Origin of the sequence: Psychrobacter sp. LFX-11D, from assembly GCF_904846475.1 — a bacterium.
In the GTDB taxonomy this organism is placed as follows: Bacteria; Pseudomonadota; Gammaproteobacteria; order Pseudomonadales; family Moraxellaceae; genus Psychrobacter; species Psychrobacter cryohalolentis.
This window is the reverse complement of sequence record NZ_CAJHAV010000022.1, coordinates 13,581-32,854: the sequence shown is the minus strand read 5'-3', so window position 1 is coordinate 32,854 and position 19,274 is coordinate 13,581. Positions and strand designations below refer to the sequence as shown.

The following is a 19,274-nucleotide window of genomic DNA, read 5'->3' as shown; positions in this document are numbered from 1 at the left end:
TCTATACTGTCAACGACGGCTAATTTAAAGCCTAAAGTATAATCTTTTTGAGTGCGCTTAACCTTTACAGTGTCTAACTTGTCCATGAATAAGCTCCTTTTTCGTAAACTTATTTCAGGACGGGACAGTTCGCCAAAAAAAAGCCAGTGATAAGATATCGCTGGCTTTTTTTATGTTTAACGCTTTTTACGATAATTATCGTTTGTTGTTACCAGCGCAATTACTGCTGTAAAGTCTTGGTCTCATGGATTTTTTCAGCAGGATTATATTGCTCAGAAGAAGGGACTGCACCATTGCGATTATTTTCTTTCATCGATTTAGCAACTTCTGGCGGCATATAGTTCTCATCATGTTTTGCCAGCACTTCACCTGCGACAAAGGTATCACCTTGCATTTTACCCGTCGCGACAACACCTGAGTTCTCAGCGAACAAATCTGGCAAAATACCTTGATAAGTCACGGGGACGGTCGATTGAAAGTCTGTGATGGCAAATTCAACGCTCAATGGGTCGTTTGGCGCACGCTGTACACTACCAGCAACCACCATACCACCAGCACGAATACGTTTGTCTTGTGGCGCTTCACCTTGCGCAATGGCAGTCGCGTCAAAGTAGTAGTCGGTCTGTTGCCCAATGGCATAAATCACCAATACCACGGCTATGGCTGCCCCTGCAAGCGTAAACATAACCCACATCAGTTTTTTACGACGAACTGCGTTCATACTACTACCTCATTGATGAGTCGCTGTTTTAGACATTATCCATCTATAAAACAGAAAATATTAAAGAAACTACCATTAGAAAAACGTCCTAAAAATGTCTTTCTAATCGTACTCTTCTAATAACTATATGGTAGCATTTTATGTATAACTCAATAAGGTTACCCGCCTTTATAGAAATCCTTTATCTGCTCATTTATGTATCAGCGAAATGTATCAAATCTAGATATTAAGGGTATGAGATAAAATGATTTCTAGTGAGTATTTTTAGTCACCGGTGTTGGCGTTTTGGTCGTGCGCTGTGCCTGACGGGCTTGTTGAATCGCCAGCTGCTTGATAAGGGCTTGTCTTTGACGACGGCTATAAAATACAAAAGCCAGCATCATGCCAACGGTAATCGCCCAGCATGACCAAACAAAAACGCCATGCTTACCCATTGCAATAAACTCAGAAAAACTATAAAAGTAAGGCTGCATCATATGTCCCTAGCCGTTATTTAATTGGTCGACAGTCATTACAGTCATTTGGCTTGTCCACGGATGTATTCTTTCACCCACGCTTTACCTTGATCACGATGCAAGATTAAAGTGTTGGTACGGTAAATCGCTAAGGTTGCGACCAATAGGTAACTACCGATAATCATCAGTAGTAATGGCAGCCACATATCTGCTGACATCTTAGGAGCCGCAGTCAAAGTAAAAGTCGCCCCTTGATGTAAGGTGTTCCACCACTCTACTGAGTATTTAATAATCGGCAAATTCACAGCACCAACGATCGACAAAATAGCGGCAGCTTTACCACGATTCGCCGTATGTTCAAAGGCTGCAAACAGTGCCATCACACCTGCATATAAAAATGCCAAAATGAGCATCGATGTCAGCCGCGCATCCCAAACCCAATAAGTACCCCACGTGGGTTTTGCCCAAATAGAACCGGTCAGCAAACTAATCACACACAATAAAAACCCCAAAGGAGCAATTGCTTGCGCCACAAGGCTTGCAGTCTTTATCTTCCAAACCAGATAAATGACCCCAAGTATCGCTAAAGCAAAATAAATGGAAATAGCAAGGCTTGCTGCTGGTACATGGATAAAGATAATGCGGTAGCTATTGCCTTGCAGGTAATCAGGCGGCGCGAACGCCAGACCCCAGATACTGCCGATGAGCAAGCAAAGGCTTGCCAGTATCGCCAGCCACTTAACCCAAGGCGAGAAGATGCGAAAGAACTCCTTAGTACCCACTGTGGTCAAGAAAACTTGCCAAATACGTTGCCACAGGCTAGGAGATGAGACATTATTTAGGTTGGGCATGGATATAAACCTATTACGCAGTTGGTGATTATCGAGTAACACGTATGAGTCATACAACTACCTGCTAGCCTACTGGCGTTAAACGCCGAGTAGAATCTACACGTGAGTGTTTGCTTAATAGACCATTATAGCAAAGTTGCCGGTTTTCATCATGTTGTTAATATAAAAGGCTTTAATAACAAAAGACAAATCTACCAGTATAGGTTGTTAATTTAGCCACGACATTTTTAAGGTCATAGCAATGACCCATGGCATCACCAGCACTGAGATAATACTACCTGCCAGTAGCAACGCTAAAATCGGCAGACCGTTAAGACCAGTGGCGAATAAATCAACCGCACCAGTGGCAAAAATCAATACCGGTAACTGCATCGGCAAAGCGATTAAAGGCACGAGAACCGCGCCATTCTTTAACGATAACGTCAAACTGCTAGCAACCGCAGATAGCATGAGCAGCATAGGACTACCCGTGACAATCGATGCCATCAATATCCACGCCTCAAACCAGCTCAGCTGAAATAAAGGTACGGCAAGCAAACTTAATGCCGCCACAATGCCGCTACTAAAAATCCAGTGGATCACCAAACGGATAAGGACCCATAACGGCAGTGAGGCTTTGGCAACGACCAATTGCGCCAATGTGCCATTATCAAGCGCAGGTTTAAACAAACCATCAACGCCCATCACCAGCGACAATAAAGCGGCAATCCACACCGCTGATACACCAAGGCGTTGTAATAATGCAGGCTCACTGCCAACTGCTAACGGGAACAAGGTAATAATCACCAAAAACAGCACCAGCGGATATAACCACTGCACTGCCCCTTGCTGCTTGACCTGCCATTCGCGGCGCCACAGCTGCATAAAACTGATACTACGCATATCAGCCATATGAGCATTTGAGCTGGTATTTATGGTTTGTCTTGGAGTATCTGACTCTATCATTTATTTGCTCTTCTACTGATGCGTATCGCATTTATACTGACAATGATATTGATAGCTTTTATACCATATAATCGGATAAATCGAGCACTTGATTGGCAACACCGACTGCTTGGTGACTGGTCATTAATATCGCCCCGCCTTCATGAGCAAACTCGCGTAATCTGTCTTCCATCCGCGCCACCATATCGACATCGAGTGCGGTAAACGGCTCATCAAGTAACCATAATGGCGTCACGTTAGGCGTCAGTAAATATAAGCGCGCTAGGGTAATTCGCCGAGTTTGACCGGCGGATAAATGACTTGAGCTGATGGTCTCAAATCCCTGCAAGCCTACCCAAGTGAGGGCATCATCAATATCAGCGGTACTTGGGCTAATGCCATATAAATTGAGCAAAAAGATCAGGTTTTGGGCAACGGTAAGATTGGGATGAATGCCCAATTGATGCGACACATACAAAGGCTGAATCGGTAAGCTAACTGCCCCTCGATAATAAGTCTCACCAGTTAGCACCGGCAATAACCCAGCCAGCTGCATAAGTAGCGTGGTCTTACCAGTCCCATTGGCACCAATTAAATGACAAATGCTGCCAGCAGCCAGATTGAGCGAAACCCCTTCGCATAAAGGGATTTCGCCGCGCTGAACGGTCAGCTCATCAAGCGCAAGTAAGGCAGTATTTAAAGCCTTCATTACAACCTCTTATTATTTATTGAGCCGCAGTCGATATTCATCACAAACAAAGACGATGTTCGTGGCATAATACTTTATGCCTATTAACCACACAGTATAACAAATTGTCGATTACTATGACCTCAAAACCTATGCAGACATCAAAAGATACTCAAAACCCAGCTCAAAAATCAGACACACCCATGCTGACAGCAAACAGCTTAATCGATGCGCAAATCACGTTTATGCAGCAGTGGTTACGTAAGCAAGCTGAACCGCTGAGCATGGAAGCGTGGCAGTGGCTTGGTGCGCAGCCATTAGCTAAATATATCAGTAGCGATGATGTACAGCGCCTATTTAATGATTGGCTACTAGACCACCCTCTAAGTGAGGTAATGCGTAGCGATATCCGCGATATTTTGCATAGCATTATCTATCACCCAGCCAATGACAATGTCCCATTATCAGAGCTTATTGACGATACGCAGGTTGTAACGCTGGCCGATTATATCGGCAGCCATGAGCAGCAGCGCAATATCTTGATTCATACCTTGGTTGGCAACGATACGTTTGCCGATTTGTTGACCCAAACGCTATATCACGCCATCAACGACTTTATGGAAAATACGCTAGATAAAGCGGGCGGTGTTGGTAAACTTATGAAGCTTGGGCGCAGCTCCTTTGAAAAGGCAACCAACAGAAACCTTGATGAAAAATTGCAGACCTATTTGCATCGCAATATCAAAGATTTGGCGCATCGCGCTGAAGCCAATGCCCAAGAGCATCTATCCAATGAAGAGGTATCTCGATTAGTGGTCACTGGTTGGGCGCGGATTAAAGAGCAGCCGATTAGCCATATCCAAACCTATCTACGTGATGAGCCTGATAACAGTAGCATCGATCATATCGAAGCCAGTATTCAGCAGAGTTATAACCGCTTACGCATGTCCCCTTATTTGCATAGCCTTGTAGCAGCAAGCGTCGATACTTGGTATCGCAATCATCAGTCTGATACCATCGCACAGGTGGCAAAAAGCTTACATATCGATGAGGCAGCGATTGGGCAGCTGTCTACTACCCTGCGGCCTATCATTTATGATGCGCTTGATAGCGAATGGCTGACGGCCCATCTGCGAGAGATGCTACAAGCATTTTATAGTCAGCCTAATATCAAAGACAGTTTGGGTTTGAACCACCAGTAATATATTTTTATCTGCTTGTTTGGGTATTTTCTTAATCTTTATATTTCATTTGTTGGTTAGCACACTATTTATGAGTCAACGTCACAAACTCAGCTTATGGCAAAAAATAAAGCAGCTGCTAGCCACATCCACTGTGCGCTCTGCTATTAATCATATTAAATCCTCCAAAGATTTGCCAAATGCTGACTTTGATGAGGTTGATAATCAGATGACTGCTGCACAAATAGCTATTGATGATATTAATACGGATCATAAAGAAGCTGACTCTAACAACATGGACAGCAATATCAGCACTAACAGCACTAACGATGCGTTTCATAAAACTAGTAGCGAAGACATCAATGTCGCCGATAATAATAACGCTGCTATAAATAATCCTATGGCCGCTGAGACCAATACCGATGCAGATCTTGAAAATACCGCAGCGCAGAGAAGTGAAAGCGATATACCCATTGTCGATTATTTAAAACAATACTTCGATGACAAACAATGGCCTTACAATTATTATCAGCCTAAAGTAAGAAACAGCCAAAAATCCCATTACCTGTCTTTAAGGATGCGCAATAAGCAGCTTGACTGTGGCTATCTGTTTCGGGTACAAGAAAATAATAAACTGCTGGCAGTCTACGGTATCTTGCCGTTTTTGATACCAGAGAGTCACCAAAGCGCCGCCATATTATTGATTACTCAAATTAACTACGACATGATTCTTGGTAACTTAGAGATGGATGTCAATGATGGTGAGATACGCTATAAAAACGCCATTGATGTTGAAGCGGTCGGACTTGACGACGATATCCTTGAGCATTTATTGCAAAGTATCATTGCCATGACGACGGTTGCTCATGAGATATTTAGTGATTTGGTCAATAACCAATACCCTGCTGAAGAATTATCCGATCTACTTTTGCAGCTACGCCAACAATCCGATTCAAGAACCTTCTTTTTGCCCACTCAATTTGTACAGTGAGAAGTCGCTACTATTAATATACTGAATTCAGTATTAAAACGATACAGCGGGACTGGGATGAATTTTACGCCGCCTCTGTCGGCGTAGGCACAGTAAGCCAGAAAAATTTATACCAGTTCCGCGTTGCAATATAACGTATCGGTTTTATTTGGAATTGACTGTGGCTAATCTACTCCTGAGAAAACAAGCATCTAAGATGACTGCTTTAAAACACCTCATTCGACAACGATTTCTTTAGAAAAACAATACGATATTAAAAATACTATGTTAAAAATTGCCTACTCTGATATTTTTCGTTATTCAGTACCCGAAAAACATCGTTTTCCGATGCAAAAATACACTATGATTCCTGAGCGCTTATTAGCGGAAAAGACTATTAGTGCGAATAACTTTTTTGCGCCCACACGCTTAAGCGAAGATGAAATCTTAACGACGCATACTGCTGACTATTGGTATCAACTTAAGACCCAAACGCTACCAAGAAAAGAAGCGCGAGCGATCGGCTTTGAGATGACGCCTGAGTTAGTAGAGCGTGGGCGCTATATTGCTCACGCGACTTATGAATGCGCAATTTTTGCACAGCAATACGGCGTCGCGATGAATGTCGCGGGCGGTACCCATCATGCCTTTGCCGATCATGGTGAGGGATTTTGCGTCTTTAATGATGTCTGTGTCGCGAGCAATTTACTATTAAATCGCGGACAAGCACAAAGGATATTGGTCGTTGATTTAGACGTCCATCAAGGCAATGGCAATGCCAGTATCATGGCAGATGAGCCACGCGTTTTTATCTTTAGTATCCATGGCGCAAAGAACTATCCGTTTCGTAAACAAGTATCAGACTTAGATATTGAGCTAGATAACGATACTGGTGATGAGCAATATTTACAGATTTTAGCGCAGACCTTGCCAAGACTGATAACGGATTTTGCACCTGATATGATTTTTTATCAGTCGGCGGTTGATGTACTAGCGACGGATAAATTAGGCAAGCTAAGTTTAACCATAAAAGGCTGCAAGGCGCGTGATGAATACGTCCTACACCAAGCCAAAACTGCCAATATTCCAATCGCTATCGTCATGGGCGGTGGTTATTCAGAAGATATTAATGATGTGGTTGAAGCGCATTGTAATACCTTTCGACTGGCGCAGCAGATATTCTTTGATGAGGCGACTGACTAAAATTTAGCATCAATTCTATTCTCGCTTCTGCTAAGCCATAAATGACATAATCCCCTGCCAGCCGATACGTATACCAAGTACTGTAAGGATCACTAAGATAAGCTGACGAAAGCGTGCTTGTGGTAGATAACGTCGCAAGCGGATGCCGACTAAGAGCGCGGTGATTGACATGACACTAAGTAAAGCAATCAGCTGCCATTCACCACTGCTTAATGCCATGATAGGCTCACGCAATACAATGATTTGGGCAATTTTACCCAAGAAATAGCACATATTACCGACTTTAGCGATAGTATGCTTATCGTTGCTTGCAGACAATAAATACATCATCAATATGGTCGACATAGCATTGGTCGCGCCGCCAATCACGCCTGCACTAAAGCCAACGATGATTAACACAGGCTTGGTCGCAGGTAGACGAAGTTGCTTACCAAGCAAGCTGCTTATGACGTAAAAACCAATAACGGCTGCCAATAACAATAAAATATATGCGCTATCGACCCATAATAAGAGCTTCGCGCCTAAAATACTACCGAGTAAGCTGGTCAATGCCAGTAACCAATAGCGCCTGCCGTAATAGATGAAATTTTGCCAAATCGTGCGACCACCACCTGCCAGCCAAGTCATCGCATTGAGTAATAACGATGGAAAAATGACTAATACAATAGCATGTGGTAAAGGATACATACTGGCAAGCGCGGTAGTAGTCACCAAGGTGATACCTAGGCCACTAATACCGTGTAGTAAGGATGCCAGAGCAAAAATCGCAATGAGCAATAACGTTTGAGTACTATCGCCATCTATCATGTTAGCCCTACTAGTCAAGACTTCATATCTTCTTCGATATGTATTATGCTTATGCAACAAGTAATCATACGAATCGTCACTACAATGCGTGCTGTAATGAGCAGCACTGAGCACTACTAAACATCACTAAACATCACTAAACACTGTGACGTTGCCAAATCGCCTCACCAATAATCGTCGTTAGCTGCTCAGCAATTTTATCCTTACTTGCTTTATCAAGTATGATGCTATCGTGCTCATAATGTGTTGAGAAAAAAACCTCCATTGCATTGTCATCACTGGCAAAGCCGATATCAGCACGTGAGACGTCATTGCAAGCAATCAAATCTAAATCTTTAGAAAGCAGCTTACCACGAGCATAACGTTCAACATCTTGAGTTTCTGCTGCAAAGCCAACGACAAACAACTCAGGATGAGCAAGCGAAATCGTCGCTAAAATGTCAGGATTTTTGACCAAGCTTAGCGTCATTGCGTCTTGGGTTTTTTTTATTTTTTGCGGTGCTGCCTCTTCCGTTCGATAGTCAGCGACCGCAGCGGTGGCGATAAAGATATCAGCGACTTTTATATGATCATCGATGCCATGCTCATGTGTTCCTAGCTCTTGCTCTTCATGCCCGTGTGCTTCATCGCAGTCACAGTCGCCATGGTCATGGCTGTGCTCATGCATATGATCGTGAGAATGATCATGTTCATCTTCAACCATATACTGTAGTGCACTATGCGTGCCTGTCACACACTGCTGCGCGACCGTCAACATCTCTTTAGCTGACAATACATCAATGCGTGTGACATTGAGCGGTGTTGGCAAAGCAACTTTGCCACCAGCAATCAAGATAACGTCTGCACCAGCAGCAACACAGGCACGCGCCAAAGCAAAACCCATTTTCCCCGTAGAATGATTAGACAAATAACGCACCGGATCAATGGCTTCAACGGTCGGTCCTGCGGTAATCACGACTCTTTTACCTGCCAATAACTGAGGCGTCGTCTGCATTGCTTGAAACAGTAAAATTTCTTCTAATAACTGTTCAGGCTCAGGTAAGCGTCCTGCACCCACATCGCCACAAGCTTGCTCACCACTAGCAGGCGCAATGATTTGGTAATTCATATCACGCAAGGTTTGCACGTTTAAGTTAACGGCAGGATGCGCCCACATCTGTTGATTCATCGCAGGCGCGATAATGACTGGCGCTGTCGTTGCAAGACAGACCGTGGTCAGTAAATCATCTGCCATACCCATTGCCAGCCGCGCTAACGTATTGGCAGATGCCGGCGCGATGACCATAAGGTCTGCCCATTTTGCAAGCTCGATATGACCCATGCCCGCTTCCGCTTTTTCATCGAGTAACGAGATATGCACCTCATTACCCGTCAAAGCTTGTAGGGTTAGTGGAGTGATAAAAGCCTGTGCACCTGACGTCATAACGACGCGCACCTCAAAGCCTGCCTTGATTAATAGACGGGCAAATACAGCAGATTTATAAGCGGCAATACCGCCAGTGATAGCAAGCAGGATATTTGACATAAGCGTGGCATCAGCAAAAAATTGAAAGATAAAATTGCGCTTATAGTAGCAATTATGCGATAAGTTAGGGAAAGTTTTCTAAATTTATCTCGTCGCAAGTGCATCTTAAGGAATAAGCATGGCAATCAAAGACTGGCATGAGGATGATAGACCGCGTGAGAAGCTATTAAAATTTGGCGTCGCGCACTTATCCGACGCTGAGATATTGGCGATATTTCTGCGCACGGGCACACAGTCGCAGTCAGCCATTGAGCTGGCTCGTCATTTGATTGAGCAATTTGGTAGCCTAGCAGAGCTGTTAGCCGCGCCGCAAGAAACTGTCCTTGCTTGTCACGGCATCGGTCCTGCCAAATACGCGCAGATACTCGCCTCACTTGAGATGGGCAGACGCTATTTGGACAGTCAGCTTAAAACGGGTCAAGGACTTGGACGCTCGCAAATGGTCAAAGACTATATCAGCACTCAGTTGCGCGGTGAGCCGCGAGAAGTGTTCGCCGTGCTATGTTTGGACAATGCCTTGAATCTAATCAATTTTGAGATATTGTTTACAGGCGGCATCTCTTCTTGCTCCGTCTGTATAAAGCATGTGCTACGTCATGCGTTAAGCCATGCTGCAAGCCAGCTCATTATTGCTCACAACCATCCGCATACCGATGCTAAGCCATCAACGGCGGATAACTTGTTAACCTATGAGCTCAAAAAAGCTTGTGACCTTATAGATTTGTCTTTGATTGACCATGTCATCGTTGGGCGCAATGAGACTTTATCTTATGCTGAAAACGGTTTACCGCCTTTTAACTAATGTTTAATGACTCGCATTTGGTTATATACACAAATCTTGATACATATTATCGACACAGCGTAGCGTTTTCGCTCTTGATAGTTATAAACAACTGTTTCATATTGGTAGTTAACTTCATTTTTGGGAGAGCCTTTATTCCCGATGCGAAGTTTTTATTTTATATCAGCTCTATTTGAAATCATTAATGTCAAAAAACTAAAACTATTTTTCACTATAAAAAAGGAAGCTTGGAATATAAAACAACAATCATAGTTATTTCAAACTTTCTTATTCACTTATATTTTGACGCTTTTTTATTAAGCGTTGCAAAGGAGGCAGTTATGGCCATTGGCTTATTTATTTTGGCAGTCATCATTCAATTAGCCATGGTCTTGGCCATCTTTTTGTTGTCATTATCGCGTGTCACAGGCAGCATTGTTGCTTTAATTACTGTCCTCGTTACGGCTTTCATCAGTCCATGGTCGCTTATCCTAGGTCTACCCATTGCCCTACTTTGCCTGATGTTGCTGATCACCCCTATTCGTCAAAGCATGATCACCAAGCCTGTTTATAAAGCCTTAGGCGGTGCCATGCCAAGCATGAGTGACACCGAGCGTGAAGCACTTGATGCTGGTACTAGCTGGTGGGAAAAAGAGCTGTTTATGGGCGCGCCTGATTGGGATACGTTTGCAAAATACCCCTATCCAGAATTGTCAGAAGAAGAGCAGAGCTTTATAGATAATGAAGTAGAAGTGCTCTGTGCAATGCTTGATGAGTGGCAAATTCATCATGAAGATAAAGAGCTGTCACCAGAGGCGTGGCGATTTATCAAAGCCAATGGCTTTTTGGGTTTAATTATTCCCAAAGAATATGGTGGATTAGAATTTAGCTCATATGCCCAAAGTCGCGTGATGAGTAAGATTGCCTCACGCTCGCCGACTGCTGCAGTGACTTGTATGGTACCAAATTCACTCGGTCCTGGTGAGCTGTTGATGCATTACGGTACCGATGAGCAAAAGCAGCGCTGGCTACCGGGTCTAGCGAAAGGTGAAGAGGTTCCGTGCTTTGGCTTGACAGGTCCAGAAGCGGGCTCTGATGCCGGTGCGATTCCGGATACTGGGGTGGTTTGTTATGGCATGCATGAAGGTGAGCAAGTGCTTGGTCTACGCATGAATTTCTCTAAGCGTTGGATTACTTTAGCCCCTATCGCAACAGTAGTAGGTTTAGCATTTAAAATGCACGACCCCGAAGGTTTACTTGGTGATCTTGAAAAAACCGATTACGGTATTACTTGTGCGCTGGTTCCAGCCAGCCACCAAGGGGTCATTATCGGTCCACGCCACAATCCAATCGGTTCGCCATTTATGAATGGCACAGTCGATGGTCAAGATGTCTTTATACCGCTAGATTATATTATTGGTGGAGTGGAAAATGCAGGTCGCGGTTGGCGCATGCTGATGGAATGCTTGGGTGTCGGTCGCGGAATCTCATTGCCTGCCCTATCGACTTCTGCCAGTGAAATGAGCTATTTGTCGGTTGGTGCCTTTGCAAAGGTTCGTGAGCAATTTAAAATATCCGTCGGAAAATTTGAAGGCGTGCAAGATGCCACCAGCCGCATTGCCAGTAATACTTATATGTTAGAAGCTTTTAGGCATCTGGTGACTTGTGGTCTAAACCAAGGTGGTACACCATCAGTGATGACAGCAATGGCAAAATACTATGCCACTGAGACCATGCGTTCAGTGATTAATGATGGTATGGATGTCGTTGGTGGTCGCGCAGTACAAATGGGACCACGCAACTTTTTAGCAATTCCTTATCAAGCGATCCCAGTATCAATTACCGTTGAGGGCGCAAATATATTGACGCGCTCGTTGATGATTTTTGGTCAAGGGGCGATGCGCTGTCACCCTTATCTATTCGATGAGTTGCAGCTACTACAAAGCGAAGATAAAGAAGGCGCACTCAAGCAATTCGACAATTTATTCTTTAAGCATTTGGGCTATACCTTTAATCGCGGTGCGAAAGCGTTCGTAGCAGGCTATGTTGGTGGCAGCAATGATGCGCCAAATTTTGCAGATAATTTTACCCGTCCCTATTACAAAGACATTAACCGCTTAAGCGCAGGCTTTGCTTTAACTGCTGACATGTCTTTAGGGTTATTGGCTGGTGATTTAAAACGCAAAGAGATGCTATCTGGGCGCTTAGCAGACATCCACTCTCATCTATTTATCTGTACAGCTATTTTGCAGTTCTATGAATATGGCAGCAAATCAGTCGCTGAGCGCTTGCATGCTGAAGTGGCGCTAAAAAATAGCCTTTATACTATCCAAGAAGCATTCCTATCTTTATTTGCCAATTTTCCAAATCAGTTTGCAGCCAAATTAGTGAGCTTTGTGACTTTTCCCAGTGGTCGTATCTTTGCCCCAGTGAGTGATGAATTAAAACGCCAACTGGGTGATACGTTTATGGATGATTTTGAAGCAAATCCCTTCCGCGACTATCTTAAAACCATGGTTTATTATAATACTGAGCCGGATGATGTCACAGGGCGTATGGAGCATGCTTATCAAATACTGCTCGAAGTCGAACCTTTATGGCAGAAATTTAAAAAAGCAGAACATAAAGACAGTTTTGAAGGTTTAACTTTTGAAGATCATGTGGTCTATGCCAGTCAAAATGGTGACATTACTGAAGAAGAAGCTGAACAGTTAATAACCTATAATTCTATACGCTATGATTCCTTATTGACCGATACATTTGATAAGCATTTATCAAAAGTTCAAGAACGTGCTAACCCACACAGTTTAGAGAACGCTGTACATAGGCTAACTGACTATGCTGAACTAAAAAGCGATGCTCAGTTAAAAAACAATGCTCAGTTAAATCAGGTATTGAACCCTGATAATCTGCAGCAGACCTCTGAAAATATCGCATCAATGGATTCAATGCCAGACAATAACCAACCAACAGGAGATGCTAACCCTGATCATGGCTATGAGAGTGATGGCGATGTAAAAATGGTCAATGAACAAGATACCGCCAAGGAAATTAATGCACAGACTGATTTTCAGGATTCACATCCTGAAATAGAAGCCCTTGGCTCGCGTCACCGTGATGCAGCATCGCATCTAAATGAACGTATGAGTTATAACCATAGATTAAACAAAGATAAATTTGCTAGCACAAGTAGGGAGCAAGACAATCACGAGCAGCAAACAGAAACCAGTGACCCTACATGGAAAGATGGTTTGCGCCGTGGCGAAAACGACAATGTCTAACTAGGATTGATCTACCTATCGCCATTTATCTATATTGATTGAAGCAAGTGAGGTGGTCTCATCAGAGTCATCTCGCTTTTTTATTTTATCGCTCATATTATTTTTTTATGCTCCTTCAACAACGCTTCATTCAGTCAAATTCATATGAATTTTTGACAGATGAAAAATCCGAACATACTAATATTATAATGTCACGTTATTTAAGTCATAAAAAAATCTTGCAGTATCCCTAGCTATTCTTTTATATTGTCCCCCAAAATCTGACTTAAAGGTCAGTTCATATATTTATAGACGTCACAGTAACAGTCATGACAGCAATCTTGCACTCATATTGAGCGCGCTATTGTGTCTATTGCTGTGCGTAACGGACACCAAGGATAGCGTTTATGTGGAAAAATATGGGTTTGACCGGCAAAATTATTGTTGCCATGGTGCTCGGTATTATACTGGGTCTATTTATAAACTACTCTGGCTTGAACACGGAAGGCAGCTTTGTTAATAATTATGTCACCAACGGTTTTCTTGCCATTGTCGGTAAGCTGTTTGTTAACTCGCTAAAAATGCTCGTCGTGCCACTGGTCTTGATTTCACTGATCTGCGGCGTATGCGGTATCGGTGATATTCGTCTATTAGGACGTATTGGTACCAAAACCTTTTTCATCTATATGGTGACGACAGCACTGGCGATTGCAACTGCTATTGGGCTTGGCGTACTGTTTGGTATCGGCAAAGGCATGAATATAGCAACAGAGGCGGCGTTTGAAGCTGAGAAAGCGCCACCACTACTTGATGTATTTTCCAATATTATTCCCTCTAACCCCATCAGTGCGATGGCAAATGGCGACATGCTATCAATTATCTTCTTTGCCGTTTTGATTGGTATTAGTATTTTGATGGTAGGAAAACCCGCTAAAGGCTTGGTTCAAAGTTTAGAGCTCATCAATGAAGTCATCTTAAAAATGGTGACTATCATTATGAATCTTGCACCATATGGTGTCTTTGCGCTATTGACCAAAGCCATGGCAGAACTTGGCTTAGACCTGATTTGGTCATTACTTGGTTATGTTGCGGTACTGGTTGGTTCACTGGCATTCCATTTCTTTGTGACCATGATGATTGTCCTCAAGCTGTCTTCAGGCTTGTCAGTCAGAACGTTTTTGGCAAAAATGCGCGAAGTACAGATTTTTGCTTTTAGTACTTCAAGCTCGAATGCAACGATTCCAATTACCTTGCGTACGGTCACCAAGCGCATGGGTGTTAATAACTCAGTTGCTTCATTCACCATCCCTTTTGGCGCGACGATCAACATGGATGGTACAGCCATCATGCAAGGCACAGCGACCATTTTTATTGCCAATATTTATGGTATTGACTTGGGTATCACTGAGTATTTGACCGTTATTTTGATGTCAGTGCTCGCCTCTGTCGGTACGGCAGGTGTTCCAGGTGTTGGTCTCATCATGCTGTCAATGGTATTTGCCCAAGTCGGTCTACCGATTGAAGGTATTGGTCTTATTTTAGGGGTCGACCGTATCCTTGATATGTTACGTACAGCAGTCAATGTCGGCGGTGATGCTGCGGTGACCGCTATCGTCGCAAAATCAGAAGGTAAAATGGATTTAGCGATTTATAACGATCCTGATGCTGGCTCAAAAGATGTCTTTGACGGTCATATCGATGAGAACAGCGAACGCGAATTCTCTGAAGTCTTTAGTGATGGCATTATGGGCAGCGAGTATGACGATGTTAAGCGCGGCTAATCGTGATCAGTGATTGCCTATAAATAAGTCATAAAAAAACCTCAGCCGATTGGTCTGAGGTTTTTTTATGCAGCAAGTACGTTTTTAGACCAAGAGTTGCATTCTTCTTGATCAATCTACTCTCCACTAACCAAGTACATATTTAGTCACCATCACAAGACAAACCAATACAATCATGGGACGAATGAGTCTACTGCCACCTTTTACTACCATATGCGAGCCAAAATACGCCCCTATAGTTTGCCCTACCATCATCGCCAGCCCTACTGTCCACAATACATTACCGCCCAATATAAAGAAGATTAATGAGCCAATATTGGTCGATAAATTCAGTACCTTTGCCGCACCAGTTGCTTCGATAATTTTTCGACCACGTAACGCCACATTGCCAAGCGCAAAAAACATACCCGTCCCAGGTCCCATATAGCCGTCATAAAAACCAATTAAAGGGGCGGCAATTTTTTGCCAAACACCTTCTGAGATACGAGGGGCAGCTTCCACTTCACCAAGTTTGGGGGCAAACAAAGTATAGATACCAATGGCCGCAATCAAAAATGGAATCAGCTTTTCTAACAAGTCAGGTGGCGATAACTGCACCGCGATTGAGCCAAAGATAGAGCCAATAAAAGCCGCAATAATCGCTGTTTTAATATTCTTGGGTTTAACCACACCCTTTCTAATCATGGTAATAGACGCCGCTAGTGCCCCTGATGCTGCTTGTAGCTTATTGGTACCCAATGTCAATACAGGCGGAATATTGGCAAGTAGCATGGCAGGAATGGTCAACAAACCACCGCCACCAGCAATAGCATCGATAAAACCTGCCAACGCGGCTACAGCGGTCAACATTAGAATAACTTCAATAGAAAGGGATACGTCCATGACACTGACCTGCAAAATTTATGATATAAGAGACACAAGCCTTAAAAGATTCAACCAATTCTACTTTTTAGCAGCATTTTTTTAGCAATACTTTTTGATAGTATTTGTTTAAAAACGCTCATTTAAAAGTAGTTGGATGAATATCAGGCAAAAAATATGGATAGATAATGTGTATATTATTTTGATAACGGCTAATGCTATAAGAGTCAAATCCGATGCTAACCGTTACGTAAAGCGGCTTATTATAAAGATAAAACTGCGAAAAAAGCCATAACCCTAGCAAATTCTGCTAGATTTATCGCACAAGATACTTTAAAAACAGCTTTTTTCGTCATGAAGCTTTCAAGTTAAAAGGTAATACCGGTAACCTATTTCATTTGTTTATATGAATAAGAATATGAGAAACTAGGGATATACGTCTATTACACTGGTATTATAAACATCAGTGCTAACAAAGACTCGTCCCCATATGTGGTCGCGTACTTAAGGCGGAGCCATTACAGACATACAAAAATACTTGAGCTTTTGAATACTTTCGCACGTTTTATTTAGTTAATGAGGACAATATGGCAATACATAAAATCAGAGCGTTTTTTAATCTCGAGGCTTCGGGCGGCATCGTCCTAGCGCTGGCAGCTATCGCAGCAATGATTATTGCTAATACTTCTCTAAATACGTGGTACGAATCCTTTATTCACGCACCTGTCGCTATTCAAATTGGCAGCTTCTCAATCGCTAAAGATGCGCATCATTGGATTAATGATGGCTTGATGGCAGTGTTCTTCTTTTTAGTGGGACTTGAGCTTAAGCGTGAAGTGTTAATCGGCGAGCTGTCCAATGTAAAGCAAATTATCTTGCCAGCAGGGGCGGCTCTTGGCGGAATGATCATGCCAGCCATCGTCTATCTGTTTTTTAACTATAATGAACCTGAGTTTTGGCGAGGTTGGGCGATTCCTGCCGCAACCGATATCGCCTTTGCTCTTGGTATTTTGAGTTTACTTGGTAATCGCGTACCCAACTCATTAAAAGTATTCTTAGTCTCGATTGCTATTTTTGATGATATCGGCGCGATTATTATCATTGCTTTATTTTATACCAATGATTTATCGCTTGGTTCACTGGCTATCGCGGGCTTATGTCTGCCGTTTTTATATCTGCTTAATCGCCGTAACGTTACTAGCATAACTCCTTATTTGCTAATTGGCGTTATCATGTGGGTTGCCGTACTCAAATCCGGTATCCATGCAACATTAGCTGGGGTTGTATTGGCGCTATTTATTCCTTTATTTGATCGCACTGACCCTGAGCATTCCCCGCTTGAAGAGCTTGAGCACGACCTACAAAACACCGTTTCTTACGGTATCCTGCCATTGTTTGCTTTTGCCAATGCGGGCATTTCGCTTAAGGGCGCAGGGTTTGGCGAGCTGTTTCATTCTGTGCCGCTTGGTATTGCCGCCGGACTGTTCATCGGTAAACAAGTAGGCGTCATGCTGATGTGCTGGTTAATCTTTAAACTGGGCATTTCTACTATGCCAAAAGGTATGAACTTTAAGCAAATCTATGGCGCAGCATTGTTATGTGGTGTGGGCTTTACCATGAGTTTGTTTATCGGTGGGCTTGCATTTGCCGGTGAGACACCATTATTTGATGAGCGTTTGGGTATCATTATGGGTTCAATCGTCTCTGGTATCGCAGGTTATATGATGCTCAAAGCCACTTTAAAAGATGAGGTTAATGTAACCTCTGTAGACTTAACGCGTCATTCTTAATGTACGATTGAGCTACTTTATCCCAAAGTAGCTCAATCAACTTCATAAAAAGCAGTTGATACAGAGTTGCTTATAAATATGGATTCCATCGACATCTCTAAAAAAATCGCTAAAACAAGTACCGCCAGTGCTCGGCAAGGTGCAGGCTGTCATCAAGCGCCTGTTTCTTATCAGCGTCATGGACGCACCACTGCCATTGATGATCATAGTGATCTGCAAGTATTAAAACGCATTAAGCGTTATCTACTGCCAAAAGACTTTGTCATATCGCAAGATTTGTTAGAGGAAATAGTTGCAGGCTACGATATTGGCGATCCAATAGCAGATGATCTAGCCTCTGATGGCATTCGTTTTGCCAAGCCATTACAGCAGTTTATTATTGATGAGAAAGCGGACTCTAACCTCAAGAATAATTCCTCATTCAACGCATTAACTGAACAATTTAGTCGCCATCCCGATTGGTTTGATCCTAAGCTTGCCCAAATCGGCGCGGTTGCCTATCGCCGTTATCCACTGATGCTGATTTGGCTGTTGCGTAATGTGGCCCTCATGGCAGGCTATAGTATCCCTGCCTTATCGCTACCGCTGATTCAGACTGGCGCACTGATGCATGACGCTTTACCAAGATTGATGCGTACCTACGCCTATATCTTGGCGGTCTCTGAGCACCCTCAATTGCATTTAGATTCAGAGCATAGCAAACCTAATATTGAACGAGTACTGGCTATCGGCTCTGAAGGTTGGCAGCAATCCATTAAAGTACGTCAAATACATACCTCAGTACGACAGAACTTGCTCAAAGGTAAAGGCAATGCTGCTAAAGGCGTCATACCAGATGCCAACCAACATCACAATCCAGATGGCAGCTGGAATACCGCATATTGGGGTATTCCTATCAATCAAACCGATATGATTGCTACTCATTTGCAGTTTTCACTATTGATTATGCGCGGATTAAGATTGCTTGGCGCCCGTATTAGCACTGAGGAAGCAGAAGGCATTTTGCATTTATGGAATCTTGCCAGTTATTGGATGGGGGTAGATTTGCAGCGACTGCCAAAAGATGAAGCCGCCAGTTGGGAATGGCTCTATACCTATTTGTCGATTCAGCAGCTTGATTTTAAAATGGGACGACCACTGGCAAAAGCCCTACACGATTTGCCACGTCAGCTGATGGGTGAGGACAATCGCCGTGGGCGTTTTGTTGAGATGGTCAATGCCAGCGTGACCCGTACCTTGGTTGGTGATGATATTGGCGATGGGCTAAACCTACCAAAATCAAAAATACGCTTTGGCGTATTGTCTTCCGTGCCGATTCTATTTGCCCTCGATACTGCCCGTCAACACAATAGTAGAGTCGCCAACAAGCTAGAAGCATTTCGTGCTAAACGCCAAGACAATATGAACTGGTGGTTAAAGAAAAATGATGATTATTATAAATAGAATGCATTCATTATCACTAACGTTTATAATAAC

At 43.2% G+C, this 19,274-nt stretch carries 16 protein-coding genes; 8 read left to right on the top strand and 8 right to left on the bottom strand.

Translation table 11 applies throughout. The features are described from left to right. Positions 1 to 220: 220 nt before the first annotated feature. The 5 genes from ccmE to ccmA form a co-directional block, all read right to left on the bottom strand. On the bottom strand, positions 221 to 721 hold the full coding sequence (ccmE, locus tag JMX75_RS12410; protein ID WP_133104766.1) for a cytochrome c maturation protein CcmE: 501 nt from the start codon (positions 719 to 721) through the stop codon (positions 221 to 223). A gap of 251 nt (positions 722 to 972) precedes the next feature. Further along, positions 973 to 1,194: a heme exporter protein CcmD gene (ccmD, locus tag JMX75_RS12405; protein WP_011514425.1), complete on the bottom strand. Its 222-nt coding sequence runs from the start codon at positions 1,192 to 1,194 to the stop codon at positions 973 to 975. Between the two features lie 44 nt (positions 1,195 to 1,238). Continuing rightward, on the bottom strand, positions 1,239 to 2,027 hold the full coding sequence (gene ccmC, locus JMX75_RS12400; protein WP_201532520.1) for a heme ABC transporter permease CcmC: 789 nt from the start codon (positions 2,025 to 2,027) through the stop codon (positions 1,239 to 1,241). A 207-nt stretch (positions 2,028 to 2,234) separates the two neighbouring features. Next, a complete protein-coding gene (locus JMX75_RS12395) occupies positions 2,235 to 2,918 on the bottom strand; it encodes a heme exporter protein CcmB (RefSeq protein ID WP_413786642.1) in 684 nt (227 codons plus the stop codon). Positions 2,919 to 3,030: 112 nt separating this feature from the next. Then, entirely contained in the window at positions 3,031 to 3,660 is a 630-nt protein-coding gene (gene ccmA / locus JMX75_RS12390) for a heme ABC exporter ATP-binding protein CcmA (protein WP_201532519.1), read from the bottom strand. Positions 3,661 to 3,791: 131 nt separating this feature from the next. Here ccmA and JMX75_RS12385 point away from each other — a divergent pair, with 131 nt between their 5' ends. The 3 genes from JMX75_RS12385 to JMX75_RS12375 all read left to right on the top strand — a co-directional run bounded on the left by JMX75_RS12385 (position 3,792) and on the right by JMX75_RS12375 (position 6,993). After that, positions 3,792 to 4,841 (top strand): hypothetical protein, encoded by a 1,050-nt coding sequence (locus JMX75_RS12385; protein ID WP_227673099.1) that lies wholly within the window; start codon positions 3,792 to 3,794, stop codon positions 4,839 to 4,841. Positions 4,842 to 4,911: 70 nt separating this feature from the next. Next, positions 4,912 to 5,811, top strand: a complete 900-nt coding sequence (locus JMX75_RS12380; protein ID WP_201532517.1) for a YbjN domain-containing protein — start codon at positions 4,912 to 4,914, stop codon at positions 5,809 to 5,811. 264 nt (positions 5,812 to 6,075) lie between these two features. Continuing rightward, positions 6,076 to 6,993 (top strand): histone deacetylase, encoded by a 918-nt coding sequence (locus JMX75_RS12375; protein WP_201532516.1) that lies wholly within the window; start codon positions 6,076 to 6,078, stop codon positions 6,991 to 6,993. Positions 6,994 to 7,023: 30 nt separating this feature from the next. On the opposite strand, the gene JMX75_RS12370 is transcribed toward JMX75_RS12375, so the two are convergent. Both JMX75_RS12370 and coaBC read right to left on the bottom strand, forming a co-directional pair. Beyond that, the gene (locus JMX75_RS12370; RefSeq protein WP_201532515.1) at positions 7,024 to 7,800 is read right to left on the bottom strand and encodes a sulfite exporter TauE/SafE family protein; all 777 of its coding nucleotides are present in this window, start codon (positions 7,798 to 7,800) and stop codon (positions 7,024 to 7,026) included. A gap of 136 nt (positions 7,801 to 7,936) precedes the next feature. Beyond that, complete coding sequence (coaBC, locus tag JMX75_RS12365) at positions 7,937 to 9,325, bottom strand: bifunctional phosphopantothenoylcysteine decarboxylase/phosphopantothenate--cysteine ligase CoaBC (RefSeq protein ID WP_201532514.1); 1,389 nt, start codon at positions 9,323 to 9,325, stop codon at positions 7,937 to 7,939. 118 nt (positions 9,326 to 9,443) lie between these two features. Between coaBC and radC the strand changes: the two genes are divergently transcribed. The 3 genes from radC (at position 9,444) to JMX75_RS12350 (ending at position 15,147) form a co-directional block, all read left to right on the top strand. Next, positions 9,444 to 10,127, top strand: coding sequence for a RadC family protein (gene radC, locus JMX75_RS12360; RefSeq protein ID WP_201532513.1), 684 nt, complete (start codon positions 9,444 to 9,446; stop codon positions 10,125 to 10,127). A gap of 320 nt (positions 10,128 to 10,447) precedes the next feature. Next, a complete protein-coding gene (locus tag JMX75_RS12355; protein WP_201532512.1) occupies positions 10,448 to 13,387 on the top strand; it encodes an acyl-CoA dehydrogenase in 2,940 nt (979 codons plus the stop codon). Between the two features lie 386 nt (positions 13,388 to 13,773). Continuing rightward, complete coding sequence (locus JMX75_RS12350) at positions 13,774 to 15,147, top strand: dicarboxylate/amino acid:cation symporter (RefSeq protein WP_011514436.1); 1,374 nt, start codon at positions 13,774 to 13,776, stop codon at positions 15,145 to 15,147. A 126-nt stretch (positions 15,148 to 15,273) separates the two neighbouring features. Here JMX75_RS12350 and JMX75_RS12345 read toward each other — a convergent pair whose 3' ends face one another. After that, on the bottom strand, positions 15,274 to 16,029 hold the full coding sequence (locus JMX75_RS12345; RefSeq protein ID WP_041772313.1) for a TSUP family transporter: 756 nt from the start codon (positions 16,027 to 16,029) through the stop codon (positions 15,274 to 15,276). A gap of 566 nt (positions 16,030 to 16,595) precedes the next feature. On the opposite strand from JMX75_RS12345, the gene nhaA reads away from it, so the two are divergent. Further along, complete coding sequence (gene nhaA / locus JMX75_RS12340; protein WP_011514438.1) at positions 16,596 to 17,798, top strand: Na+/H+ antiporter NhaA; 1,203 nt, start codon at positions 16,596 to 16,598, stop codon at positions 17,796 to 17,798. A gap of 78 nt (positions 17,799 to 17,876) precedes the next feature. Next, positions 17,877 to 19,241 (top strand): oxygenase MpaB family protein, encoded by a 1,365-nt coding sequence (locus tag JMX75_RS12335; protein ID WP_201532511.1) that lies wholly within the window; start codon positions 17,877 to 17,879, stop codon positions 19,239 to 19,241. The last annotated feature ends 33 nt before the right edge of the window (positions 19,242 to 19,274 follow it).